We start from the raw sequence: 26,171 nt of genomic DNA, 5'->3' as shown, positions 1-26,171 counted from the left end.
TAACAACAAAAGCCTCAGGATATTCTGAGGCTTTTGTTGTTAGCCCCATATTTTCAAGCCAACGACGGCGATTATGATGAGACCCATAAAAAACATTTGTTGATGATTAACATGTTCGTTAAAGACGAATTGTCCTAAAATAATCAAACCAAAGGCTACCCAAATGCTATAAGCAACTCCCGCCTCAAGGGTCTTCATTGAAAATGATAGATTCATCAAACTTGCTGTCGCTGCGATCAGCGTCACCAGAGACCAGGTGAGATTGTGGAACCCCCGACTTCGATTTAGAGAATAAACTATCCCAACTTCGCATAGTCCAGCAATAATCAAGTATCCAAACCCCATTTTATTCCTCCGATGCCATTTTCAGGCCTAAAATTCCGACAATCAAAAGAGGCGCAAATCCCAATTTGGGTAATGAAGTTGTCTCGTGCAAAAAGAGAATGCCAAAAATGATGGTCCGCACGGCGCCTATTCCGGTATACACCGTATAGGCGATTTCTGAAGGTAATTCTTCCATGCCCTTTGAAAAGAGGTAAAAGCTGACCATTACAAGCACAATTGTTATTACAGAATAATGAAGTACCGTAAAATTATGGGATAATTTGAGTGCCAGTACCCAAAAAATTTCCAAAAAGCCACCAATAATTACGTAAAACCAGCCTCGATTCATTAATTTAAACCCCTTTCGCAATTACTACCCCAACATACATATCTGGCAATTTCTGCCAAATATCTTCCGTTACAATAAATTTCATTTCAATCACTCATTAAAAAAGCTGGATAAAATTCTGCGAATGCAGCATCTTATCCAGCTCGTATTTACAAACTCTCTGATGAATTTGATTGATTTAACTGTACGATTAGAAGATTATTAAAGTCAAAATTAGCTGTCAAGCATCTATTTATTTTTAACTGCTTTCTTGAGTGCCTTTTGTAACGCCGGGTCAACCGCATGTAGGTACAGGCCATGAACACCTCGCGTTAGCAACACATTTAATTCGTTTTTTAACAATTGTTCCGCAAAGTTTTGCTTTGAATCATCATGCATTTTACGATTTTGGATCGCTTTTTTGTTGGAACTGCTGTCTGGATCGAAAACAATCTTGCCGCGACGATATTTCACGGATGGACCAATCTCAACGCCCGCGTAATTCAAGTCAGACCCCTGAATTGTGTAGGTGGACCCGATTTCCTTAATCGTATGCGGTTGCTCAGCCCATGAAAGATCAGAGTATTTAACACCGCTGATTTGACGTTTATCTTCTCGGTTGGGATTGACCTGGAGGTTCCAAGGCATATGCCAATCGCCTTCAGAAACTTCCCACAAGCGATAATCTTGCTTTTTCGCGCTCGAATATGGCCAGTCAAAAGTAGCAAGCATGCGACTAATGCCATTTTCACCATCCACCCGCGCCTTTTGCTGAATTGCTGCCTGCATTTTCGCCGGATCATCAAAGACGCGCAGATCATATTTCGGATCGTACGGGGCTTTAGAAATTCTTTGATTGTCAATCATATTCCGTAACCAAGCCACCATTGCAGGAGAGGCATCAATCCGCATTTGGTTTTTCAATTCAACTCGGTAGTCAATTAACTGCTCAATTTTAGCTCGATCATCCGCTTCAATGATTTGACTCGAATGCAGAATTTGGTGTTCATCATAGACAGCGACCACCACCCGGGCTCGTTTGACAATATCTAATAATTCATTTGTCCCATGACCATAATAGGCTTGGCTGCGTTGTGTTAGTAACAAGTGGGCCTCATCCACAAAGGCGATATCAATTGGTTCGGTTGGTGATGTTTGATTAATAAAAGTGGTGGTTTTAATTACTTTAGCATTATCATGCAAACCTAATTTAGCAACGATTTGTTCATACACTTTTTCTTGCTGACGGTGGTTGACCATCATCGCAACGGAAAGTGAATTGTCATCCCGCGTGGCAAGGTCATAGAAAATGTTACTCATTAAAACCGTCTTACCAGCACCAGCTTCGCCTTCTACGAGTACCAATTGACTCTGTTGATTTGTCCGTAAAGCTTGATCAACGATTGTGAGGATTTGATTCTTCGCCTGAAGTTGAGCTTTGGTGAGCTTATGGAACGGCGAAGCCTTGAATAGCGCTGATTCTTCGATTAAACGTTGTGATTGGAATAATTGGGATAACTTATGATGCAGCTTCCGCCAGATTCGGTTGAAGATCGGCACCATTTCATCCGCCGGATAGTAGTCATTTTGTGCATTTTCTCGCCGATTATTTAGATGGGCAACCGTGCTGACCCCCGATAAGTAATGCATCATGCGGTTTTCGATGTCCAAAGTTAGCGACTTGTTAAAGTGCTGGTGGCCAATCACATACATTCTTGCATTGTTACCATCCGCGAATTGCTTCCAGTCTTGACGAGAACGAGGATCAATATCGAGATGTTGCAAAGTTCGACGCTGAATATCGTTCGTTTCACCCACGTAAACGGTGTACTGAGGATCAGTCTTTCTCTGGTTTTGATTAATGATATAGACAGTTGGAAAATTAATCAAAAAATTTTGTTGATCCGGATCAGTCACTTGACTAGTAATTTCTTGATCGAGACTACTAGCAGCTTGTCGATTGTATTTAGTTTCGAAAATAATTGGGCTTGAGATATCTTTACTCATGATTAAGAACCTTCGCATGATTAAGTTTAGTTACTTCTTTATTTTACAACATGGACAGTAAGCGCACCAATGTTCGGCAAAAAAACAGACCCTATAAATAAATAGCGGTCTGCTTTTCTTCGTAATTCAATTTTCAGTGTTATTTCCAACTCTCTGGATCATGAGTAGGTGGAATATAATCAGGATCATCTGGTGACAAATTAATACTAATTTTTTGGCGACTTTAAAATTCGCTGTGTAGCTCGATGAAGTCGCTTGTGAACTGCTCCTATTTGTGGATCTGTTTTGAGCACCACAGGCAGTCATTAGTGGAACTAGTAACGCAACTGCTAAAATCGTTAACCTTCGATCATTCATTTAATCTTCTACCCCCGTTTAGATTCGCTACTCTTGCTCTTTGATCGTACCATTTGCATAGACATAGTAAGTGGTGCCAGAATCAGTATCAGTAATTGTAGCGTAAGGATTATCAGACATTCTAAAAGTTCCGTGCTGAATTATGTAATTACCATTACCACGCTGCTGCTTTAAGTACGCAACAGCATCTTGGGCATTAGAAATCTTTGGACTGGAAGAGTCATGTTGATTTGATGCTGAAGAATTTTTGTTGCTCTTAATAGCTTCCTTTCCGGTTGCAATTTTTTCAAAATTGCTTTCAACATCCGTATTTTTCGTTTGTGTCCAATCAGGAGTCCCATTCGTACTTTGTTCTACTAATGCTACTGGTTGATCATTATGAAAAGCAAAGGCATAAGTAATGTGGGTGGCAGCGTTGCCCGGCCGGTCATAATTATAAAGGGCCACCACATTGTAATCATATTGACCTTTACCATTTGATGACCAGCCAATTGAAGAGTTCGAACCATTTACCGTAGTTTTACTTAAATCGCTTGGATAATGCATGCCCGCTTTAGTCGCTAAATCATGTTTGCCATCATATTTGGTGTATGACTGTCCCATCGTTGGTGCCCATTGATTCATAAAACTAAGTAGTTGCTGATCCTTACTCTGATTCCATAATGCATTAGACTGTTTTTCGGTGGCACCGCTGGTCGAATTAGCAACCTTACTCTTACTCGACGAACTAGCTTGTGTACTATGATTGGTGGCCGAACTTTGTCCACATCCGGTTAAAAATAGTGATGAAACGGCGACTACTGCCAATAAAGATAACCGTGATTTTTTCACAAGATCCTCCCAAAAATAACGTTTCAAATGTATTGCCATACCATTATAATGGATTAATTCTTCCATTTTGTATAATTTCAGTAAAAGACTTTTTTCTTCAGTAAAAATAGTCCAACCACCGATACAAAGATAAAAAATTAACTATTGCCACCACTTATCCAACTTGCTAAAATGATCATCGCTAAAAAGATGGGAAACATCATCTTTTTAGTTACCGCAATTGAACAAGGATTACCAGATATATCTACTATTAAAACTGATCATGCTTTGTTCAGGCTCCGCTATTCAGCGGGGCTTTTTTAGTTTCGTGAGGTTAGCACGTTATGCTGGTTATAATGATTCATCGTTGATGTTCGTTAACTTCTGCCCATTACCCGTGCTAAAATTAACAAAAATAATTCGGAGGCTTATTTTTACCATGAAAATTACTTGTAATGACACATTATCAGTTTCAATCCACCGGGTCTTAACCCGGGACCTCAATGAACATCAAACTGTCTTTGGTGGGCGCATCCTGGAAATTGTCGATTCAGCAGCTTCCATTCCAGCAATGAAGGTCGCACGATCAACCGTGGTCACCGCTTCATTAGACCATATCCACTTTATTCGCCCCTTCCATCTCCAAGATTCCATGTGTATGGAAGCCTATGTCTCTGGAATTGGCCACCGTTCCATCGAAGTTTTTGTGAAAATTGTTGGTGAAAACCTGATGACTGGTGAACGTTTCCTCGGTTTTACCTGTTTTATGACATTTGTAGTGGAAGACCCACATAAATCAGTTTCCTATGATGAAGTAGTGGCAGAAAATGATGAGCAGCACACGGTCATCGCGGACTACTTACAACGCAAGCAAGCTCGAACTACAGCAAAGAAGGCTGACAGCTCCTTTATCAAGTCCATTAGCACGAAAAAACCATGGAAAACAAGTCAAAAATAAAGCCATGTGGTTCTACTGAGAACCCCATGGCTATTGTAGTGAACACGATCGGTGTTCACTTTTTAATTTTAATAATGTCCTTGATTAATTAATACCTGACCATCAAGTTGTTCCATTTTCCGCTCTTCAATCAACGGCGCTAACTGAGCTTGAACCCGGTGGAAGCTATCAGAATTCACGTAGTTATTAAAAGTCCCGTCATTTTGGAAAACTTGGAAAGTAATCCAGTGGTTCGGGTCATCCTTGACTTGAGCAATATAACAGGCCAGAATTTCGGTTTCCGTCTTCATGGCTTCCTTCAAATAATCTGCCAGGATTTGCCCAAAAGCGTACCCCTGACCATCTTTGACTGTAAAGCGTACGATGTTAACCCACATATTGTTATCAGTGGTAGCGTTTAAGGAAACGTCTTGCTCCGCTAAAAATTGAGGTACTAGGCTGGTTGCCTCACTCTTGGTCACCGCCGTCGTCGCCACTTCCTTAAAATCGTGGTATTGGGCTGACTGCAAATGCTTTTGGTAAGCAGCATCGTCTTGATACAATTCAAAAATTAAATTATCACCCTGATTATCTCTAGTATTGTACATGGCCAAAGTTCCGTTCTCAATGGCGAGCGAAGTCACCATATTTCGCTTTCCTACTTCATTAAAGGTACTTCGCTGATTATCATCGACCGTCATCCGGTACATGTTAAATACTACTGAATTGCTAAGAACTTTCATAATTTCCTCTATCTCTCTCGAAAGCTATAATACGCTCATTATAGCAAAATCAACCCGGCCAGTAAAAGGTCCCTAAATGTGAATTTGAAATTTTTATGGAATCATTTTCTTGCTAAATTTCATTAATATTCCATAATTAGGAAGTAAAGGAGTGATCACATGTCATATCGAATTCGTCCAGCAACCAGCACTGATCTTCCGGCGATCGTCGAGATTTTTAACCAAGCGATTCCATTGATGGTCAATGACGACACGGCGCCGTTAGAAGTTACGGACCGTCAGACTTGGTTTCAGCAATTTGATGACACTCACCCAATCTGGGTAATCCAAACTGCTGAGCAAATCGTTGGCTGGTGTGCTCTGGAACGATTTTATCCCCACCCAGCCTACTACCGTTCTGCTGAAATCGCGATTTATATCGACAACCACTTTCAACGGCAGCACCTTGGCAAACAGCTTCTCTCGTTTGTTAACAAACAGGTTCAGCACCATTTAGCCATTAAAACCGTCATCGCCTATGTTTACAATGAAAATCTCGCTAGTCAACGCCTATTTACTAGTGCGGGTTACCAACAATGGGGCCGCCTTCCCCAAATTTCAGAAATCAATGGTCAGCTTCGAACTCTGCTAATCTTCGGCAAAAATTTTTAAAGAAAAACTCCCTCGAACAAGGCTCTTATTCGAGGAAGCTAATTGGTATGAACTTAAAGTTATTCACTCTAAGTTATAGTTATTTTAACACTATTTACTACCAATGCCTAATTTGCTTGATTATATCAAACAGCTTATGTGGTTATATTGGTCTATACCCCTATTTTTAATAGTAAGCGTCATAACTGCCTAAATATTAATTTAAAATTTACCCTTGAAATTCTTTAATCGCCTTCCCCAGACGAGCAATTCCTTCCTTAATTTTATCCTCACTCATATTGGAAAAATTCAGGCGGAAGGTTCCCGGAATCACTTCTCCAGGAAAAAATGGTTCACCTGGCACAAAAGCAACATTATTTTTGATACATTGGTCAAAGAGGGCCTGGGTGTTAACGTTTCCAGGAACTTCCACCCAAATAAACAAACCACCTTCAGGATGACTGTATTTAACCCCCACTGGAAAGTCTCTTTCAATGCATTCCATCATTAACCGCTGACGTTTCCCATAAACTTCGCGAATTTTGGCAATGTGTTCATCAATATCAAAGTCAGTTAAAAAGTCCGCAATCGCTTGTTGGGAAACGTTGTCCGAGTGCAGGTCCGCCGATTGCTTAATGATTGTGAATTGCTTAATGAAGTCCGGATCAGCGACAACCCAGCCGGTTCGCAGCCCGGGAGTCAATGTCTTGGAAAAGGTACTGAGATAGAAAACACGTCCATCGGTATCAAAACTTTTGACCGCGGGTACTGGTTCCCCCGCAAAGCGAAGTTGACCGTAGGGGTCATCTTCGATAATCACCACATCATATTCCTTGGCCAACTCAACCATTTTCTGCCGCCGCGCCACCGGCATCGTCCGTCCGGTCGGATTTTGGAAGGTCGGGACGGTATAAATGAACTTTGTCTCCGGATTTTGCCGAAGAGCCGCTTCTAAGGCATCCATCTTCATTCCCTGATCATCCATATCAACTCCAACAACATTGGCCCCATAGGTATGGAAAACGTCTAGGGCACTCATGTAGGTTGGTTTTTCTACAATAATCGTATCACCACGGTTGATAAACATCTTAGAAATCAGATCAATCGACTGTTGGGACCCAGTGGTGATTGCAATGTTGTCGGCCGTACAGTCAACACCACGAATTGCCATCCGCTTAGCCAGAATTTCACGCAGCTTTTTAAACCCTTCTGAGTTAGTGTATTGCAATGCAGATTCTGCTGAAGTGTCATAGACTTGGTCCGTGGCCTGTTTTAACTCATTTACCGGGAATAATTCCGGCGCTGGCAGGCCACCAGCAAATGAAATAACGTTTGGTGACGCAGCCACTTTTAAAATCTCACCAACCGTATCAACCGTGCCTTCTGGAACTGCTGCAGAAAATTTGTAATTAGCCATAATTAATCCTCCTTGATTAGGTTATTGATAGTTTGTCCATTTCAGTTAATTCCAATATTTATTGCTGGTGGAATTGGCGCATCGTTTCAGCAAGGTGGACTTCCTGAACCACAAATTCATGGGTTTTGCAGATATAATCATTTTCCCGACCCAACTTCGCGATGTAGCCATTAATGTAATCAACTTCGGTTGGTCGGCCCTTGCTAAAGTCTTGGTACATCGATGGGTAATGGTACTTGTAAGCCTTGGAAACTTCGATCACCGAATCCGTTTCTTGTTGACGCGTTTCAATTAGGTAAATACCGGCGCGTTCACAGGCATCGAAAGCTTCATCGAAAAGTTGTCGTGCCATCTTCTTTACCCCATCATATGCAATGAATTGGCCCATTTGAATTTCAAACATCGTACAAAGCGTATTGCAAACGGCATTGAAGACCACCTTTGACATACACATGCCCTTCCATTCCTTTGCCCAAACCGGTCCGAGCTTCGCCGCCTTAAAGTCATTAAAGACGTTCGTCATCGTTTCATCGGGCTCCTGATTATTGTATGGCGCCATATGCATTACCTCAGAATTGACGGCGCCCATAAAATCAACGTTCGCTGGTTCATCAAGGCGAGTAGCAATCATCGCCGTCCCACAGATGATTTGATCATTAGGGAAGTACTGGGCAATTTTCTCAAAGTGACCCATCCCGTTCATCGCGGAAAAAACATATTGGTCCTCATGAAAGATTCCCGCTTTGGCATCGCGCTTGAGTTCATCTGCCAGTTGCATTTGCTTTTTAAAAATAATCCAGACGTCTGGGTGACCATCATATTCTTCTGGATAATAAATATTAATTGGTACGATCTGCCGATTCTCGTGATCACGGGCGACCGAGACCCCACCTTGCTCACGTACTTTTTCCACGTTTGGTTCCCAGGTATCGATAAAATCGACATCTACGCCTGCGTTCTCTTGAAGCATGACTCCGTAACGATACCCCATTGCACCTGCACCAATAATTCCGTATTTCATAATCTCTCTTCCTCTCTCATTTTTGTTTTGACCAATAAAAAAAGCCCCTTGCTCAATTACTTGAACAAAGGACGTTCACACGTGGTACCACCTTTTTTCACTTTAGGTTTGCACCCAAAGCCTCCAACGTACGGTAAGCGAAAGCCTACGATACGCTGCACGATAGTGGGTGCCACCAAGTCACCTCGGAAAGTGACTACTCAATCATGATCTTTCACCCAGGAGTTCAAATACCCTCTCACTCACGCGGTACTCTCTGTGATTCAACTCCTCGGTTAATCCATCACAACCATTTTATTGATCAGATTTAATTGTTGGTATGATTCTACGTCATAGCATTAGAAAATGTCAACGCTTTTCTAATTATTTTTTAATTTTTATTTTCATTGCTTGGACCAAGGTAATTACTATCTATTCCGAGCCACTTTTTATTAATCCGCCGAAGGGTCCCGTTTTTTTGGAGAACTCCCAAAGCGTAATTAATTTTCTTTACGAGGGTTTTATCACCTTTTCGCATGCCGACAGCAACCCGATCTTCAGGAAAGACATTACTCCCAATCAATTTGTAGGCATTACTCTTAGCGAGATTTCTAGCATAGTAGCCAGCGTAAATGGTTCCAGAAAGTACCCCTTGAATCCGACCGGCCTTGAGATCCATGAAAGCTGAATCATTATCTTGGTAGATGACGGGTTTACCAGTGATATAATCCTTCAGCTTTTTTGGATATTTGTAATAATCAGTGTAGGCTGTCGACCCTTCTTGGAGACCAATTTTCTTCCCCCGCATGTCGGCAAAACTGTTAATTCCAGAATTTTTCTTGACCACTAGCGATTGTCCGCTCCGTTCGTATACCCGACTAAAGGCTTCCTTCTTTTGCCGTTCTGATGTCGCAGTATAACCATTCCAAATGACATCAATCGTCCCGTTTTTTAATTCCGTTTCTTTCATGGACCAGTCGATGGACTGGAAGTTGGCTTTTAATCCCAGGACCTTGCAAACTGCTCGTGATAAGTCAACGTCGTAGCCGACCAGTTGGCCATTCTTTTTTCGAAAATCCATCGGTACAAAACTATCATCCACCCCAATATTGAGCTTCCCTGACTTTTTAATCCGGGACCACTGATCCACGTGATTCGCCCGGTAGGTTGGATTAGCTGATTTTTTACAACCAGCGATTGGTAAAATAACAAGGCTCACAGCCATAATCATCAAGATTTTCCAAATTTGTTTGCATTTCATAAAAATTCTCCTCCAATCAAAAAACGCCCCCAAGAGCTTTACTCTCAAGGACGTTAACACGCGGTGCCACCTTGTTTTTCAACTGTCTCACGACAAATTGACTCACTAAGTTCATTAATTCAACAAAAAAGACGCCCGTTACCAATCTGGTAACGAGGGCGTCTCCACGGTTCCACCTCGCGGCTATTACCTTCTCACGAAGGCAACCTTAGTAAGTTCAATTAATAAACTCGTGGCGATAACGGACTCCCCGGTTTTTCTTACTCTGTTCGGAAATTCGACTAGCAGATGTGTTTCGCCAAGTCAGTTGAGACGCTTACACCAACCGCGCCCTCTCTAAACAACCTTCTTGGTTACTAAGTCTGTTGAACGTCTTTTCAAATATTGACATTAAATATAGTCGCCTTATTAGAGAATGTCAATAGATTATGAGAATTAAATTAGAAATTTCTCAGCTACTTTTTGATAAACAGCTGGTGCTTGCAAAAAATCAGCAATTTTGAGGTGCTCATTGATCTGGTGAGATTGATCATCATCACCAGGGCCATACTCAACGAAAGCAAATGGCTTTTTGCCAAGCGAATAACGGGAAGCATCGGTCGCCCCGTGAGAAACAATCACTTGCGGTTCATTACCTGTTACCATCGCTGCGGCTTGCTGAACGATGTCAATAAATGGATCAGCCGGATCAGTCACGACCGGCGCAAAGCTAGCAATCACTTTTAATTTCAGGTTTGCTCCCTGCGCATTCAATTCGTCAATAACCTTCTGTAGGCGGCGTTGAGTTTCGGCATTATTACATTCAGGAACGGTCCGGACATTCCCTTTTAAGAAGGCATAGTCAGGGATTGAGTTAAGCTGGTCGCCCCCGTGGAAAACGGTTACCGAGTGAATAACCTTGCCCAGGACTGGACTCTCCTCAGTATCATCAAAGGCCGTCCGTTCACCATCAATAAACCGGGCGAGGTTGGCAACCGCATTGATCCCCAAGTCTGGTCGAGAACTGTGGGCAGTCTTACCAAAAGACTTAATTTCGTAGTCAAAAGAACCACAGTGCGCGTATTCTAGCTGACCCGAACTAGCTTCACACATTACCATCGCATCAAGATCGTCAGCATAACCCCGTTTAGTGAGCAGCATTGACCCCATCCCGCCAACTTCCTCATCTACGGAGATCAAGAGGCGAACCTTGCCCTGCTTGGGTAACCCAGCTTCCTTCATTTGAATCAGGGCAATTACCATTGCGGTCAGGCCGCCCTTCATATCAACTGAGCCCCGACCATACACACTCCCGTTATTAATCGTCGCGGAAAACGGTGGGTATTGCCATTTATCAGGATCACCAGTCGCCACGGTATCCATGTGACCGGCAAACGCCAACACCTTGCCAGGCTGATCACCAATTTCTGCAACCAGACAGGCCCGTTGGTCTGCAAATTCCACCAGCTGACTGTCGATATGATGTTGTGCCAACACCCCTTTTAAAAACTCGGCCAGCGCTCGTTCATTACCATTGACGGTATTAAATTGAATTACCCTTTGAAGTAACGCAACCTTTGCTTGGTCATCCATGAACACCACTCCTTTCTCATTAAATTTTAATTAATGAATTACTCTATACCGTTCCGCAAGGTTTGTAAAGGCCTTAAAGCAAAAAAGTGCCCATCACGTTAGTGAAACGTAATGAACACGTCGTTAATATTAATTGCATTATTGGTTCTCAAAGTACAAATCGTCATCCTTGTGGTTGTCACCAAACAAGGTCCGATCCATGACCCGGAACTCATCAACCCGGTTGCCATGACCAAGCACATGTTGAACATCTTCACGAGCATTACTCAAATAATTTGGATCAGACAGCAATTTTGCATATTCCAAAGGCACATTCGTCATTTGATCAAAGACCGGTTGCTTAGCCTTGTCGCTTTCTGCCATTTTTCCTAAGAAGGTCACGAAGGCCTTATCCATGTCGATCCAGGAATTGAAAGTTTGCGAAGCACTCTTTTCAGCGACAAACGAAATCATATAATTCTTAAAATAATCAATTGCATAATAATCCTCGCTCGTAGGCTTGACTAGTGGATTATTATCAATAAACATCATACAACCAGCACCATAAAGGTAGGTCATGATTCCGGCGCCCCACGTCGCTGCTTGACCAGGAGTTACCGGATCCTTCGCATTCACTTCAGAATAACGTTCAAAGAGCAGTAAGGCCGCAATCATAAAGTCATCTGCAGCCTGGCGAGGCTTAACATCCATCGTATGCTGCTGATCCTCACCTGCCGTTGGCATTCCCGCAAATTGAATCATTGCCCGGTTACCAAAATACAGTGGACTGTAGTTCAGGCTAATGGCCTGATCAAATTGCTTCAGTGCTTCTTGAGGATTGCCAGTTGCGGCCAGCTTAATTCCCTTTTGGTTGTATTCTTGTGCTGTACTTGCGTTGTGTTTAGTCATGAAAAGTTCTCCCATCTATTTTGTAGAATAATATTGGTCAAGGGTAGCCAACCCTTGCAGCCATGTTTTACCATACGGTCACCATAATCGCAAGATTATTTTTGCTTAATAAGCATCACATTTCCATCTTCAGGATTACCGTAGACAATGTAGTGACCATCTAATTGAATTTCAGGTATGTCCTTGCCAATGGCAATTCCTTTGACCACGTATTTTCCAGTCGGTAATTCTCCAACTGGTTGGAATAATTCCGGAACGGGGTCCAAATCGCCAACAAACACTTGAAATTCGCCATCAACACCACCATTACTAAAGGTCAATTGTTCACCATCGGCTTTTTCAACCGTTACCTGACCCTGATTCGTTAACTGATACACTTGATCCAGCATTGTTTGATCCTCCATATCAACATTGTCAAATCAAATTTTAGCGAACCACCTGCTACGATGTCAATTAATTGTCGCGACAAATCCGATTGCTTTTAAAAATCTTCCCCGGTAAAATGAGAGAAGCGCTTTTTTATGAATGGAGTGATTTTAAAATGATTGGTATTTTTGCGAACGCAGGTGCGGTAATGTTTGGGACGGCTATCGGTGTGATTGTGCGCCATTTTCTGACCGAGCGCTACAAAAATGCCCTCTGGATGGTACTAGGTTTTGCAGCCCTTTGTGTGGGCATGCAAACCGTCGTAGCAACCCTTCCCAAAAGTCATTACCCCGTCCTCTTTATTATTAGCATGGCGATTGGCTTTCCAATTGGCACGGCACTCCAATTAGACGAGCGGTCAAACAGATGGTTAAACTCTCACTTTTCCACTAAAATCGGCGAAGGCATCGCGACAGCGACCTTCCTTGATTGCATTGGAGCTTTAGCAATTTTAGGGCCCGTCTACGCAGCCACTTCTGGTAACCAAACAATGCTATACACCAATGCCATGTTTACGCTAGTCTGTGCCATCATCTTTGGCGCGGGTTTCGGTTGGGGCATGTTGTTAGAAACACCACTGATTTTTGGCTGGTTATTGATAATCTACTTAATTGCGAAATTTCTATCCGCAAGTTTCTTTTCACCGGCATTCATCACTGAAATGTCGATTGTTGGTGGAATTCTGATCATCGCGGCCGGCCTCTCACTACTAAAAATCCGTGAATTCAAAACCGTCGATATGCTTCCCGCCTTAATTGTCCCAGTAATTTTCTTTATTATCCTTAGGCTAATCTAAGCCACCTCTTTCACTAACAACTAAGTGACCTGATTTGAAGCAGGCATGACCGGTGACGCTTGCTTCTTTGTAACTGACTCTAAGACCTCAATTATGGCTTCCACCTCAGTGGCCGAGTAACCGGCCTGCATCATCAGCTCAATCGTAGCCTGAGAATTCCCTTGAATAATTGCATGTTTCATTTTTTATCCCTCCATCATCTAAAGACGCAAAAAAGTTGGTAATTCATGTGCGAATTACCAACTTTTTCAGTTTATTCAATTGTTTTTTGCGCCTCAGCCTGCATTTCTGGGATCACTTTTTTCAAAACAGCCACAAGTTGATCAATGTCAGCTTTAGTATTCGTCATCCCCAGACTAAACCGAAGGGATTCGTGGATCCGTGGACTTTGATCGCCATACATCGCAACCAATACGTGGGAAGGCTCCAATGAACCAGCTGTACATGCAGAACCGGCAGCTCCAACAATCCCGTTCAAATCAAGGTTTACTAGCAGGGCATCATTCCGGATTCCCTTAAACCAGATGTTAATCGTTTGGGGCGCCATGTTGTCAGTCAAATTACCGTTAATCTCGTAATCAATGTGTGCATCATCGAGTCCCTGGATGAGTCGTTTTTTCAACGCCACGTAATGGTCAGCATTTTTCTGCCGTTGCCCATCCGCAAAGTGCACCTCAATTGCCTTAGCAAACGCCACCGCGGCCGGAACATTTTCGGTCCCCGGCCGGTGCTTCATTTCTTGGTCACCACCACGCATGAGTGATGGAAAATTAATCCCGTCCCGTCGGTATAAGAAACCAATCATCTTGGGACCGTTAATTTTATGGGCCGAAACTGACAATAAATCAATGTGGTCAGCCTGAACATCGATCGGCACCGCACCATATCCCTGAACAGCATCCGTATGGAACCAGGCATTTGAGTCCTTAACAATCTCCCCGATTTCATGAATTGGCAGGTGACTACCAACCTCATTGTTCACTGTCATAATCGACACAAGAATCGTTTCGTCATCCAATGCATCACGAAGTTGTTGGAGATCAATTTGACCATTCTCGTCAACATCCAAATAGGTGACCCGAAACCCGTAATTTTTCTCCAGGTCTTCTAATGGCCGCAAAATGGCTTCGTGTTCAAATTTAGTGGTAATAATGTGCTTACCCACATTTTGACGAGCCCGTGCCGCTTGATAAATCGCGGTGTTATCGCTTTCCGTACCGCCACTAGTAATGTTAATTTCACTATCTAACTTGGCATTAATTGATTTGGCCATCGTATGGCGCGCCTTTTCAAGCATGCCCCGTGCTTCACGACCGAAATAATTGGTCGCAGAAGCGTTCCCCCAAAATTGGTGCATGGCCTCATCCATCGCTTGCATCGTTTCCGGAACCATGGGGGTGGTTCCAGCATTATCGAGATAAACTCGCTTTTCCATCTTATCCCTCTTTTAACTTACTTAATGTCAGTGATTATACTACAGCTGATTCCTATTTAATAGAGGCACTGGCACCAGTATCGGCAGTTTGATCATCTTTTGAACCTTCTGCTGCCCGCTCATTGGCATCGTCAACCGTCGTAATGGAAGCAGAAGCATCCGTATCTGCTTCTTCATCCGTCACGGAAGCACTGGCGGTTGTATCAGCCGCAACCTGTTCTTGTTCAGCAGCTAAATTCAGAACGTCCATTGCACTCAAGACGCTCACCCACTGCACAAATTTTTTCATTACACTCGTTAAAAAATCGACGGTGCGTTGATCTTTAAGGTTGCCTTGATCATCAAAGGCTTCCCGGACATTACCAAGCAAAAACTCGTCACCTGGCATTACATACGCGCCGACTCCTGGGGCTTCCATGATTTGGCGAAGGTCCAATTGGGCCCTGGAAGTTCCCTGACTAAAGTAGGAAGCACCCACAATCAGCACTGGTTTCTGGTTAAAGGGATGGACTTGATAGGACAACCATTCCAAAACGCTCTTGAGTGCAGCTGTCGTCGTATGATCATGTTCTGGGGTTGCTAAAATCACGCCATCTGCTGCTGCAATCTTCTGATTTAAATTTTGAATAACTGGGGTATGGGTGACATTATGATCCTCATTGAACATTGGAACATCATTAATCGGTAGCACTTCAATCTCGGCCAAATCGCGATAGTGTCGACGAATGTATTCGACTAATTTTCGATTGTATGAATCCGGTGCAATGGAACCGGCAATGGCAACAAATTTCATTTTGACCTCCTAATCCTTTTCCAAATTTTGAATCCGCCGCAACGCATCATTCCGTTTAAATTCAAGATCACGGTTAATATCCACAAACACATTAAAGTCAGCTAAGAGCCGGTCTAAAGAATCGGCTAATTGGGAATCGGCGAGGTTACCCTGATCATCAAAAGCATCGTTGGCGTGGCCGACCAAGAATTCAGCATTTGGCATTACCCGCGCGCTTAGTTCGGGAGCTTCCAACATTTTTCGCAACATCTGCTGTGCACGGGAGGTCCCAAGTGTCCCGTATGAAGCCCCCATAATCAGTACCGGTTGGTCTTTAAAAGGATGGCTACTATAGGAGAGCCATTCCAAAGCATTCATTAGCACAGCTGGTACTGCATGGTTATATTCAGGAGTCGAAATAATCACGCCATCAGCGGCCTTGACTCTTTCACCCATTTCCACGACTCGCTTTGGCAATGAATGGTCTGGCGTTTTGTAAAAGACCGGCAAATCTGCAATCGACATCACTTCGATTGCAGCGACATTGGAACAACGTTTTTGAATATATTTAACTAGTTTTAAATTATTGGATCCCTGCCGGTTAGTTCCAGCAATTGCAATGTAATGGTTCATGATAGCCTCCTTAATATCTCCTGTATTTTAGCAAGACATCCGCCTATTCACAAGTACGCACCTCGCCATTTTGAAAAATCCCAATTGCCCGCATTTGCGGGAGTCCATGGACGGTCATCACAATTTGTTCCCAAGATTTGCCAAAAAGTTGCGAGGTCCAAATTTCACCATCGACCGACCGGGGAGAAATGATCGACAAACTAGCCAGATTAGTCTCGATTGGATAACCAGTGTGTGGATTAAAAATATGGTGATAAAAATGTCCCTTACTAGTCAAATTTCGCTCGTAAATACCGGAAGTGACTATCGATTGATCCCGCAACGGGATAATTTTTACATAATGGCCAAGCGCTTGTTTCGGATCCTGCAGACCAACGTGCCACTGGCCGTCCGCATGCAAGCGATTGCCACCGATGACAACCACGTTACCACCTAGGTTCAGGACTCCAGAAGTCACCCCAGCGCGGGTTAGAAAATTCTTCAACAGATCAGCACTGTAACCCTTAGCAACCGCGCCCAGGTCAATTTCCATTCCTGAATGTTTCAAAAAGACCGATTGCTCCGCCTCATTCAGCACGATTTGATGGGGGTCCGTCAATGGTAATACCTTTTGGATCTGATCATCTGTAGGGACGTGAGCGTCATTAAAGCCAATGTGCCATAGTTTAACCAGTGGACCAATGGCAATATTTAGATAACCATCTGGATTCAGGCTGGCTTGTTGACCTAATTTAATCAGATTGAATAGTTCTGGTTTTACAATCACTGGAGCGATTCCTGCTTGCTGATTAACCCGCATTAAATCAGCCCGGTCATCATTGGCCGAAAAAATTTGCTCGTATTGCCTAAGTTTTTCAACAGCCTGCTCGGCTAACTGATCATCATTTGGTAATGCATTTGCCAAAGAGATTTTAATAATCGTCCCCATTAAATGCACTTGGCGGTTCACACTCATTTTCGCCCCTCCTTAATTTCAAAAACGCTGTGAAAAATAACTTTCACAGCGTCTGTTCTGTTATTTAACATACTTTTCAATCGCTTCGGCAACCCCATCATGGTTGTTATCGGCAACCGTAACGTCGGCCTTAGCCAGCGTACTTGGAATTGAATTCCCCATGGCAACGCCAATGCCAGCATATTCAATCATCGATTCATCATTCTGGGCATTGCCGATCGCCATCACTTCGTCCGCAGTGAACCCAAGTTTGTCACTTAGCGCTGCCAGTGTGGCCCCTTTCCCTGCTTGTTGATTTACAAATTCGAGATAATAGTCTTCACTACGCACAATCTGAAATTTTTCAGCGAGGTCTGCCGGCAAGTTTTGTTGAGCAGCATCCAAACGTGCTTTGTCATCCGTCATCATAAACTTACCAATCACTAGTTGATCGCGCATGGCGTTTAATTGGTCAACTGAGCGATAGCGCATTGGCATAAACACAAGACCAGATTCGTGAACAGCGTAAGGGCTAATGTCCTGGTTAGTCGTATAAATGTAGTCTTCGGTTTCAATCACCGATTTGACCTGTTGCTTAGTGGCAAAATTCAAAATATCCAGGTAGTTATCAAAAGTAACCGTATAGTTAACTACCACTCGACCGTTGGTAGCTTGAGCTAAGCCCCCATTAAATGCCACCACATATTCGTGATCAGAGTTTGCCAACCCTAATTGTTCAAGAAATGGTTCCACCCCAGTCATTGGTCGCCCGGTACAGAGTACGATTTTTACACCCTGCGTGCTAGCGTCCTTGATTGCCTGCACAGTTTTCGAGGTTACTTGCAAATCATCATTGATTAGGGTGCCATCAATATCAATTGCTACTAATTTAATTGCCATCTTTAATAATCTCCCGTTTTTCTTCATTATAACTGACTAGTGATCCAAAACCACCATTTCGGCCATCAAAATTTCTGAATAAAGACTGGTGACCACGTCCATATGGGCGGCCTGTTGTTGTGAAACCTCATTAAGGTATTCTCGTTCTTCAAGAAAAGCTAACCGGTAAGCCATATCAAGGGTGTTAGTTTCCTCAGGCGTTAAAGCTGGACGCCGGAGGGAGCGTTTAAACTCTTTCACGAAATGCCGAATCGAAGTCTGCATTCGTTGCGTCTGCAAGTCGTAAAGCACCATCTCCCGCAACTCATCTGGCAGGTAAATTTGCTTGATTTTTTGAATGGCGTGCTGGATCATGCCATCACGAATTTGAATGGTTTTCTCAGCAATGACCCGGTCCGAAGGTTGCCGTTGTAAAATAAAGCGGAACAAGAAGGTCGGTACTAACAGGCTCAACACAATTAAGACCGCTTCTGCCATCAACACGAGGTTAAAATCAGTCCGTTTAACAGAAGTTTCCGCTACCATAAATGCTAAGGCGAAAGTAACGGTCCCGTGAACCCCACCGAAGGCAAAAACACATGCCGATTTGGCGTCGAGTCGCTGGATTAAACAGGTATAGACAAAGCGTACAAGCACGTTGGCAATGTACATGATAAAACCGAGAATTAGCCAGTTGGCAGGATGGGTCACAATCTCATTATTATTAGTGATCCGCACCATCATAATCCCCAAAACAACGAAGACGATCCCGTTTAAAATTTCCTTAATCATGCCAACCATGGCTTGGGAATCATAAATCACGCGGGGATTAAGGAGGTTACTCCGTTCCATTTCGGCGTTGTGCAACAGTCCTGTGCAGACGACTGCAATAATACCGGACACGTGAATTTCTTCAGCCAGAAAATAAATCACAAATGGTGTAGCTAGATAAATCACTTTGGACGGCGTTCCCGAATTATTGGTAGTATTCACCAGGTTAATATGCGAGCGAACTAAGGCTTGCCGCAGAAAAATAATTAATACTCCGCCGCCAAAACCAAAGATGACCCCACCACCTGCTGAGTACATAAAATTAGCAAGGGTTTGACCATAGTTAATGTAGCCATTCACATACCATAGGATTGCCATGTTTAAAAGGATGATTCCTGAGGCATCGTTGAACAGCGACTCGAGTTTGAGATAGAGTCGTTCAGTATGGGGAATCACTAAATCATGGGACACGGCTTCACTGGCAGTCGCGTCGGTGGGAGTACTAATTGCTGCCAAAACAAATGCCAATGGCAGGCTCACAATTCCCGTCATAGCCATACCAAAGCCAGCCACGATGGCGCAAAAGAGGGCCATGAAGACAGTGAGTGAAACAATCGCCCGAAAGTTTCTCGCTACCTTATAAAATCTCGTCTCGAGGCCATCGTAAAACAGCAATGGCGCCACGATCATTCCCATAAATACTTCTGAATGAAAGGTTTCCACCAACCGATCAAGAAATGGCACTAATCCAATAATGATCCCGAGTACTAAACTAATGTAGTTACCAGCAACATGGCGAAATAATTGCCGGTGAATCACGATTCCGATAATCGCCATTCCAACTAAAAAAGCGGTCGAAATCATCAATGACATACTCAACTCCCCCACTTTCTCAAAATTAGTCCTTGCTAATTATAAGTGAAAACACAAAATGAAAGCAATATCGTGAAGTTTTACGCAGAAGAATGTTTATATTCGCAAATGTAATCGCTTTAATGCCTTTCTCATAAACAATTTAGGATATAATATATTATACTTATTAATCTTTTAACGGTTTTAAAGCTTAAATTTGCACAATTCTAAGAAATTGATTAATATTTATATATGGTTCATTTAATTAATGAACTTAAAGGAGGAATTGATATGGCTGATAATGGCGGCCATCAATCCACTAGCAAAGATTCAAATGAATTACAACGTGGATTAACGAATCGTCACGTCCAAATGATTGCGCTGGGTGGTGCAATTGGTACCGGACTGTTCTTAGGTTCCGGAGAATCAATTCACCTCGCAGGTCCAGCCATCATTCTTGGATATCTAATTACAGGAATTATTTGTTTCTGGATGATGCGGGCAATGGGAGAAATGATGATGACCAATGTACATTACCATTCTTTCGTTGACCTCATCCACAAATACTGGGGCCACCGTGCTGGGTTCGTTATTGGTTGGGCCTACTGGGCCAGCTGGATTGCGATTGCAATGGCGGAATTAACAGCGATTGGTGTATACATCAAACTCTGGTTGCCTGGTCTTCCACAATGGATCCCCGGATTCATTACTATCCTGATTCTTTTATGTATCAACTTGATTACGGTTAAAGCGTTTGGGGAAGTCGAATTTTGGTTTGCCTTAATCAAGATCGTGGCCATCATTGCCCTGATCGTTATTGGAATTGGCTTAATGCTCTTCCGCTATCACACTTCTGCTGGTGTCGCGACACCAATGAACTTGGTTAACCATGGTGGATTCTTCCCAAATGGTGGCTATGGATTCTTAAAGTCACTACCAATGGTAGTCTTCGCCTTCGCTGGTGTTGAAATGGTGGGAATGACTGCTGCTGAAACCCAAGATCCTGAAGATGTTATTCCGCGGGCAATTAACAACATCCCAGTCCGGATTTTAATCTTCTATATTGGTTCCTTAGCAGTTATCATGTCCATCTTCCCTTGGAACCTGTTGAATGCCAACACAAGTCCATTTGTAATGGTCTTTAAGGATATTGGAATTAGCGGAGCAGCTGACATCATCAACTTCGTTGTTATTACCGCGGCAGCTTCATCATGCAACAGCGCCCTCTTTACAACGGGACGGATGTTGTCAGAATTAACGTACAAGTCCACGAACCCTAAGATTCGCTGGATTAGTCACATTTCCCGGTTCCAAGTGCCTACCTATTCAATTTTGATTTCTGCAATCTTGATTATGTTCTCGGCAGTTTTGAACTATTTCATTCCAGGAAGTGTCTTCACGTTAATTTCCGGTGTTTCGACCACTAGTTTCCTATTTATTTGGGGAGCCATTGTTGTCACCCACTTGATTTTCTGCAAGAAGTACCCGAAGGAAAGTTCATTTAAGATGCCGTGGTCACCAATTTCGGACTACCTCATCTTAATCTTCTTCGCAATCGTGATGATTACCATGACGATGCGGGAAAGTACCTTAATTTCCTTGGTTGCCACTTTGGTTTGGATGTTAATCCTGGTTATTGCTAGTCGGCAGCATAAAGAAATTGAGTAATAAATCTTCAAGTTAAACAGTGAAGGGTGGTTTCCAAAATATGGAAATCACCCTTTTTATGTCAAAAAGACAAACAAAAAAAGCCACCACCGAAGTGATGACTTAGACAGTTGGGCTAGCTGGATTCGAACCAGCGCATGACGGTACCAAAAACCGTTGCCTTACCGCTTGGCTATAGCCCAATAATATTACCGGTCGCCCTTGACGACTATTTAAATATATCATCGATTCGTGCTAAATTCAACCCTTTTTTTAGAAAAAAGTGCTTACGAAATGATTTTTAATCTGGTAAAGTAATCAATTGTTGATTAAAAATACACAAAGGAGTTTTTGTTTTATGGATAATTCAGAAACTGTGCAAATGAAAGCACGGGTTCAAGTACACCATCCAAAGCTGGCGATGGTTAGTATGATGTTGGGGGCATTCGTCGGAATGTTTAGTGAGACTTCACTGAACATTGCCCTCCCCCAACTCATGGCCCAGCTTCATGTCAACCAGTCGACCATTCAGTGGTTAGTTACTGGTTACATGTTGGTGATTGGAATTATCCTCCCATTATCAAGTATCATTACGAAGTGGTTCACCACGCGGCAAATTGTAATCTTCGGATTATGTGACTTCATCGTTGGGTCAATCATTTCCGCAGTTGGACCTAATTTTGGGGTTGTCTTAATCGGTCGAATGATTCAAGGAATTGGGACGGGATTAATCCTGCCATTGATGTTTACGGTGGCGATGCAGATTTTCCCACCACAAAAAATTGGGGCCGTCATGGGGATGTGTGCCCTGGTAATCATGTTTGCCCCTGCCATTGGGCCAACTTTAACCGGGATTATCTTAGGTGTTGGATCCTGGCGTTGGGTTTTCTGGACGTTTGTCATTTTCTTGGTAATTGCCTTGATCTTTGCGATTACTTCACTCGAAAACATCGCTGAATTGACTAAACCTCACGTCGATGTCCTTTCGATCATTGAATCAATTATTGGTTTTTCAGGCTTAATCGCCGGGGTTAGTTTTGCCAGTCGCGATGGTTGGCTTTCTGCAACCGTCCTGTGCTCATTGATCATCGGCATCATTGCTTTGATTCTCTATGGTCGTCGTCAATTAAAGTTGGATGAACCAATTTTAAACTTGCGGGTCTTCAAACACACGAATTTCCAAACTGGTGCAATTATTGTGATGCTCGACTTTGGGATTATTCTATCAGCAATGTATTTGCTGCCTCAATACATTCAAAACGGGATGCAGCTACCAGTTGCCCTAACAGGGATCATTATGCTACCTGGTGGGGTTGTTAACGCCCTCGTATCCGCCGTTGCCGGTCGAATGTACGACAACTATGGTGCCAAGTTGTCAGCCCGTTTGGGAATGTGTATTGCCTTTATCGGTGCCATCTTGTTAGCCTTTGTTTCTACTAAGACTGCAATTTGGTACGTCATCATGGCCCACATTATTTTAATGATTGGGGCCCCATTAGCAATGTCGCCATCACAAACCAGTGCATTAAACTCGCTTGACGGTCATGAATCCGCCGATGGCAGTACAATTTTAAACACCATGCAACAAATTGTTGGAGCCTTAGCGACTGCTTTAGCCACCAGCTTCCTTGAAGTTGGTCGGCACGCCGTTAGTGGTAGCGCTGCTTACACGTTTACCCACGGTGTCCACTATGGCTTCTACTTCACCATTGTTCTCGTTATTCTTGGCTTCCTCTTCTCTCTGCGGATCAAAGATGGCGCCGATAATCACTAGAATTTAAAACATGAATTAAAGCTCCAGCTTGTTTTCCATGGCTGGGGCTTTTAAAATTGAAACAGAATAATTTTGGAAAGTGGTGACTAAGATGGCAAAACAAAAGTTATTGTTACTTTCGACGGGTGGCACAATTGCTTCTGTGATCTCAGAAGAAGGGTTAACGCCTGGTGAAACTGGCGAGGATTTATTGGAGTCTGTTGGCCCCTTACCCTACGACATCACCGTGAAGGATATTTTAAACCTTGACTCATCCAATATTCAGCCGGAAGAATGGGAAAAGATCGCTGAAACAATCTACCATAATCGCCATGAATACGACGGTATTGTTGTCTCCCACGGGACTGACACAATGGCCTACACGGCTTCCATGATGACTTTCATGTTACAACACATCGATGTCCCAGTGGTCTTCACCGGTAGTCAGGTCCCGATTAACATCCTATTAAGCGATGCGCCAGATAATATGCGTTTGGCCTTTGCTGCGGCAGCGAGTTGCCAGCCAGGGATCTACCTTGCCTTTGATGGCAAAGTCATGCGCGGGTGTCGGGCTGTTAAGGTACGAACCACGGCTTTTAACGCCTTCGAAAGTGTGAACTTCCCACCGGTCGCCGAAGTGACCTCGGACGGTTTGGAACTAAAAGTTCCTGAACAATGGCAACCACGCGAGTGTCTGCTCAATACCAAAATCGATACCCATGTTTCTCTCGTGAAGTTGTTTCCGGGATTCGATCCTCAGCTTCTGCACGCGATGGTGGATAATGGTTGTCATGGGATCGTCATCGAAGCCTACGGACTTGGTGGCATGACCTTTATCCGCCGGAACGTCGCCGCCACCATTGGTGAGCTCATTCGCCAGGGCATTCCCGTCATTGCGGCCAGCCAATGTTTGTACGAACGAAGCGATTTGACCAAATACGAGGTTGGACGACAAGCTTTGCTGGAGGGCGCCATTAGTGCCCGTGATATGACCTCCGAAAGTGCGATCACCAAATTAATGTGGGGACTTGGTCAGGGAATGGACGTCAAGGAAATCGCCCACTTCTTTGATACGAATGTTGCCGGTGAGGTCACAATCACTAAATAAATTTTAAATTAGAGATTGACAAACTAAAATGAGAATGTTTTAATAATAGCAACAAAAGAGAGAAAGGAATTTGCGCTTATGATTACACATTCATCAAAAACCGCTCGTTATTATAACAACTATGCTTATTCAGCGTAATTGTCTGGACCGTTTAGGTGCGGACAGCGACGTTCGCATCTAAGCAGAGTTGTTTTTGATGACCTTGCTTGGTGCATAAAGCCTAGCAAGGTGGGCACATCATTGTGCACTTTCTGAGAATTAATCACCGCCAACTAGGTTGAAAACGTCGTCGAACCTAGTTGGTTTTTTTGTGGTTAATTTGAGGAGGAATTATTTATGTCATTATTCAAAAAGTCAGCCGAGCGAAAGGAACCCACCTTTGGTTTTGGTGAAAGCATTCTAATTTTAATCGTCATCTTATGTATTTTAGGTTACCTCATCATTGTGAAGCAGCAGGAACCGCAAGCACCCCTATTCATCGCCTTTACAATTTTAGCAGTCTACGGGAAATTACGGGGCTTTAAGTGGTCCACCGTGATGGACGGCATGCGAACGGGGCTACGTGATGGAGTCGACCCACTGATCATCTTCTTATCCATCGGGGTCCTCATCGCCACCTGGATCTTTTCTGGGACGATTCCTACGATCATGTACTTTGGTTTTAAGATCATTTCCGTAAAGTTCTTCTTGCCGACCGTCTTCATCGTTTGCACACTGGTTGGAATTGCCTGTGGGAGCTCATTTACTACTGTTTCAACCATGGGGATTGCCTTCATTGGCATTGGGGCGACATTAAAAATTAATCCTGGCTTAACCGCTGGAGTAATCGTTTCTGGAGCTTTCTGCGGTTCCAACATTTCACCACTGTCCGGAACAACCAACTTAGCCGCCAGCGTTGGTGAAATTAGTATTTACGAACACATCAAGGCTTTGATGATTACTGACATTCCAGCTTGGGCCATCTGTGTCGTCCTCTACACCTTCCTCGGTTTAAATTCGAAAAACGTCAGTCTCGCCGCTGTTCACAAGATGATGAACGGACTGGCCAACGGTTTCTGGATTTCCGGTTGGGCTTTACTTCCCGTCGTTTTATTAATCATCTTAGCTATTTTACAAGTACCGGCCATCCCTTCACTGGGGCTTGGTTCACTATTTGCTGCCCTGTTAGGGTGGATTCACGCTCCATCCACCAGCATTACCACCATCACAAACACAATCATGACTGGTTTCGTTTCCCACACTGGTAATAAAACCATTGACAGGCTGCTTTCCAAGGGTGGGATTTCCAGTATGCTAACCTCGCTGGCTCTGATTGTCTTTGCCTTGGCCCTCGGTGGTCTCCTGATTCGCTTTAACATTATTAGCGCCATCATCAACCACCTTTCAGGAATTGTCAAAACACCATTCCGGGCCACTTTAGCAACCGCCGTTACTTGTATCGGAGTCAACATCATGGTTGGGGAACACTACCTTGCGATCATCCTGCCGGGGCAATCCTTCTTACCTGCCTTTGATCATTTGCACATTCAACGGAAATACCTTACCCGAATTTTGAACGATGCTGGGGCCGCGGTCAACGCGATTGTGCCATGGAGTGTTTCCGGTGTTTTCATTGCCGGTGCCTTGCAAATTAATCCGATTAAGTTCATTCCATGGACCTTCTTCCCATTCCTGGTCACCATTTTAGCGGTGATCACGGGGGCATTTGTAAAACCAGTGCAAGAAACCGCATCAAATTAACTTAGTGTCCAGTTAGATTTATCATAAAAATGATTATATAAAAAATCCCGCCATCTTAATGATGACGGGATTTTTAAATGACCCGAGTGGGGTTCGAACCCACGACCCACGGCTTAAAAGGCCGCTGCTCTACCGACTGAGCTATCGAGTC

25 protein-coding genes, 2 tRNA genes and 1 other annotated feature are annotated in these 26,171 nt (G+C 43.5%); of the genes, 7 read left to right on the top strand and 20 right to left on the bottom strand.

The features are described from left to right. Positions 1-39: 39 nt before the first annotated feature. The 4 genes from NFR43_RS03675 to NFR43_RS03660 form a co-directional block, all read right to left on the bottom strand. Positions 40-345 (bottom strand): DMT family transporter, encoded by a 306-nt coding sequence (locus NFR43_RS03675; RefSeq protein WP_251546568.1) that lies wholly within the window; start codon positions 343-345, stop codon positions 40-42. Position 346: 1 nt separating this feature from the next. Beyond that, positions 347-673, bottom strand: a complete 327-nt coding sequence (locus NFR43_RS03670) for a DMT family transporter (RefSeq protein WP_251546567.1) — start codon at positions 671-673, stop codon at positions 347-349. 228 nt (positions 674-901) lie between these two features. After that, positions 902-2,659, bottom strand: a complete 1,758-nt coding sequence (locus NFR43_RS03665) for a DUF2075 domain-containing protein (RefSeq protein WP_251546566.1) — start codon at positions 2,657-2,659, stop codon at positions 902-904. Between the two features lie 384 nt (positions 2,660-3,043). Continuing rightward, positions 3,044-3,847, bottom strand: coding sequence for a DUF4767 domain-containing protein (locus NFR43_RS03660; protein ID WP_309295931.1), 804 nt, complete (start codon positions 3,845-3,847; stop codon positions 3,044-3,046). Positions 3,848-4,265: 418 nt separating this feature from the next. On the opposite strand from NFR43_RS03660, the gene NFR43_RS03655 reads away from it, so the two are divergent. Continuing rightward, on the top strand, positions 4,266-4,784 hold the full coding sequence (locus NFR43_RS03655; RefSeq protein WP_251546565.1) for an acyl-CoA thioesterase: 519 nt from the start codon (positions 4,266-4,268) through the stop codon (positions 4,782-4,784). Positions 4,785-4,852: 68 nt separating this feature from the next. On the opposite strand, the gene NFR43_RS03650 is transcribed toward NFR43_RS03655, so the two are convergent. Next, a complete protein-coding gene (locus tag NFR43_RS03650) occupies positions 4,853-5,506 on the bottom strand; it encodes a putative quinol monooxygenase (RefSeq protein ID WP_251546564.1) in 654 nt (217 codons plus the stop codon). A gap of 159 nt (positions 5,507-5,665) precedes the next feature. On the opposite strand from NFR43_RS03650, the gene NFR43_RS03645 reads away from it, so the two are divergent. Continuing rightward, positions 5,666-6,157, top strand: a complete 492-nt coding sequence (locus NFR43_RS03645) for a GNAT family N-acetyltransferase (RefSeq protein ID WP_251546563.1) — start codon at positions 5,666-5,668, stop codon at positions 6,155-6,157. A 208-nt stretch (positions 6,158-6,365) separates the two neighbouring features. Here the strand turns inward: NFR43_RS03645 and NFR43_RS03640 are convergent, their stop codons facing one another. From NFR43_RS03640 to NFR43_RS03615, 6 genes are all read right to left on the bottom strand, one after another. Beyond that, entirely contained in the window at positions 6,366-7,553 is a 1,188-nt protein-coding gene (locus tag NFR43_RS03640) for an aminotransferase-like domain-containing protein (RefSeq protein ID WP_251546562.1), read from the bottom strand. A gap of 58 nt (positions 7,554-7,611) precedes the next feature. Next, on the bottom strand, positions 7,612-8,574 hold the full coding sequence (locus NFR43_RS03635; protein ID WP_251546561.1) for a ketopantoate reductase family protein: 963 nt from the start codon (positions 8,572-8,574) through the stop codon (positions 7,612-7,614). Between the two features lie 370 nt (positions 8,575-8,944). Next, positions 8,945-9,814: an amino acid ABC transporter substrate-binding protein gene (locus tag NFR43_RS03630; RefSeq protein WP_407658133.1), complete on the bottom strand. Its 870-nt coding sequence runs from the start codon at positions 9,812-9,814 to the stop codon at positions 8,945-8,947. A gap of 43 nt (positions 9,815-9,857) precedes the next feature. Continuing rightward, positions 9,858-10,193: a binding site (T-box leader), on the bottom strand. Between the two features lie 56 nt (positions 10,194-10,249). Continuing rightward, positions 10,250-11,386: an ArgE/DapE family deacylase gene (locus NFR43_RS03625; RefSeq protein ID WP_251546560.1), complete on the bottom strand. Its 1,137-nt coding sequence runs from the start codon at positions 11,384-11,386 to the stop codon at positions 10,250-10,252. 138 nt (positions 11,387-11,524) lie between these two features. Beyond that, positions 11,525-12,274 (bottom strand): hypothetical protein, encoded by a 750-nt coding sequence (locus NFR43_RS03620; protein ID WP_251546559.1) that lies wholly within the window; start codon positions 12,272-12,274, stop codon positions 11,525-11,527. Positions 12,275-12,369: 95 nt separating this feature from the next. After that, positions 12,370-12,663 carry a hypothetical protein gene (locus tag NFR43_RS03615; protein WP_251546558.1) on the bottom strand — a complete coding sequence of 98 codons (294 nt, stop codon included), beginning with the start codon at positions 12,661-12,663 and terminating at the stop codon, positions 12,370-12,372. Between the two features lie 152 nt (positions 12,664-12,815). Between NFR43_RS03615 and NFR43_RS03610 the strand changes: the two genes are divergently transcribed. Further along, positions 12,816-13,496, top strand: a complete 681-nt coding sequence (locus tag NFR43_RS03610; RefSeq protein WP_251546557.1) for a DUF554 domain-containing protein — start codon at positions 12,816-12,818, stop codon at positions 13,494-13,496. Between the two features lie 20 nt (positions 13,497-13,516). On the opposite strand, the gene NFR43_RS03605 is transcribed toward NFR43_RS03610, so the two are convergent. The 7 genes from NFR43_RS03605 to NFR43_RS03575 all read right to left on the bottom strand — a co-directional run bounded on the left by NFR43_RS03605 (position 13,517) and on the right by NFR43_RS03575 (position 19,793). Then, positions 13,517-13,678 carry a hypothetical protein gene (locus NFR43_RS03605; protein WP_251546556.1) on the bottom strand — a complete coding sequence of 54 codons (162 nt, stop codon included), beginning with the start codon at positions 13,676-13,678 and terminating at the stop codon, positions 13,517-13,519. Between the two features lie 71 nt (positions 13,679-13,749). Next, positions 13,750-14,931, bottom strand: a complete 1,182-nt coding sequence (locus NFR43_RS03600) for a cysteine desulfurase family protein (protein ID WP_251546555.1) — start codon at positions 14,929-14,931, stop codon at positions 13,750-13,752. A gap of 52 nt (positions 14,932-14,983) precedes the next feature. Next, on the bottom strand, positions 14,984-15,724 hold the full coding sequence (locus NFR43_RS03595; protein WP_407658132.1) for an NADPH-dependent FMN reductase: 741 nt from the start codon (positions 15,722-15,724) through the stop codon (positions 14,984-14,986). A gap of 9 nt (positions 15,725-15,733) precedes the next feature. Then, the gene (locus tag NFR43_RS03590; protein ID WP_251546554.1) at positions 15,734-16,336 is read right to left on the bottom strand and encodes an NADPH-dependent FMN reductase; all 603 of its coding nucleotides are present in this window, start codon (positions 16,334-16,336) and stop codon (positions 15,734-15,736) included. Positions 16,337-16,379: 43 nt separating this feature from the next. Further along, a complete protein-coding gene (locus NFR43_RS03585; RefSeq protein ID WP_251546553.1) occupies positions 16,380-17,291 on the bottom strand; it encodes an FAD:protein FMN transferase in 912 nt (303 codons plus the stop codon). 60 nt (positions 17,292-17,351) lie between these two features. Further along, the gene (locus NFR43_RS03580; RefSeq protein WP_251546552.1) at positions 17,352-18,170 is read right to left on the bottom strand and encodes a Cof-type HAD-IIB family hydrolase; all 819 of its coding nucleotides are present in this window, start codon (positions 18,168-18,170) and stop codon (positions 17,352-17,354) included. A 36-nt stretch (positions 18,171-18,206) separates the two neighbouring features. Further along, a complete protein-coding gene (locus tag NFR43_RS03575; RefSeq protein WP_251546551.1) occupies positions 18,207-19,793 on the bottom strand; it encodes a cation:proton antiporter in 1,587 nt (528 codons plus the stop codon). 270 nt (positions 19,794-20,063) lie between these two features. Between NFR43_RS03575 and NFR43_RS03570 the strand changes: the two genes are divergently transcribed. Continuing rightward, positions 20,064-21,440, top strand: coding sequence for an amino acid permease (locus tag NFR43_RS03570; RefSeq protein ID WP_251546550.1), 1,377 nt, complete (start codon positions 20,064-20,066; stop codon positions 21,438-21,440). Positions 21,441-21,550: 110 nt separating this feature from the next. Here the strand turns inward: NFR43_RS03570 and NFR43_RS03565 are convergent. Then, positions 21,551-21,622 (bottom strand) — tRNA-Gln (locus NFR43_RS03565). 155 nt (positions 21,623-21,777) lie between these two features. Here NFR43_RS03565 and NFR43_RS03560 point away from each other — a divergent pair. The 3 genes from NFR43_RS03560 (at position 21,778) to NFR43_RS03550 (ending at position 26,020) form a co-directional block, all read left to right on the top strand. Further along, entirely contained in the window at positions 21,778-23,193 is a 1,416-nt protein-coding gene (locus NFR43_RS03560; protein WP_251546549.1) for a DHA2 family efflux MFS transporter permease subunit, read from the top strand. A gap of 91 nt (positions 23,194-23,284) precedes the next feature. Further along, complete coding sequence (locus tag NFR43_RS03555; protein ID WP_251546548.1) at positions 23,285-24,280, top strand: asparaginase; 996 nt, start codon at positions 23,285-23,287, stop codon at positions 24,278-24,280. A 336-nt stretch (positions 24,281-24,616) separates the two neighbouring features. Next, on the top strand, positions 24,617-26,020 hold the full coding sequence (locus NFR43_RS03550) for a Na+/H+ antiporter NhaC family protein (protein ID WP_251546547.1): 1,404 nt from the start codon (positions 24,617-24,619) through the stop codon (positions 26,018-26,020). A gap of 78 nt (positions 26,021-26,098) precedes the next feature. Here NFR43_RS03550 and NFR43_RS03545 read toward each other — a convergent pair. Continuing rightward, a tRNA-Lys gene (locus tag NFR43_RS03545) sits at positions 26,099-26,171 on the bottom strand.

Origin of the sequence: Limosilactobacillus caecicola (genome assembly GCF_943192935.1) — a bacterium.
Taxonomy (GTDB): domain Bacteria; phylum Bacillota; class Bacilli; order Lactobacillales; family Lactobacillaceae; genus Limosilactobacillus; species Limosilactobacillus caecicola.
This window is presented reverse-complemented; position numbering and strand designations above follow the sequence as displayed.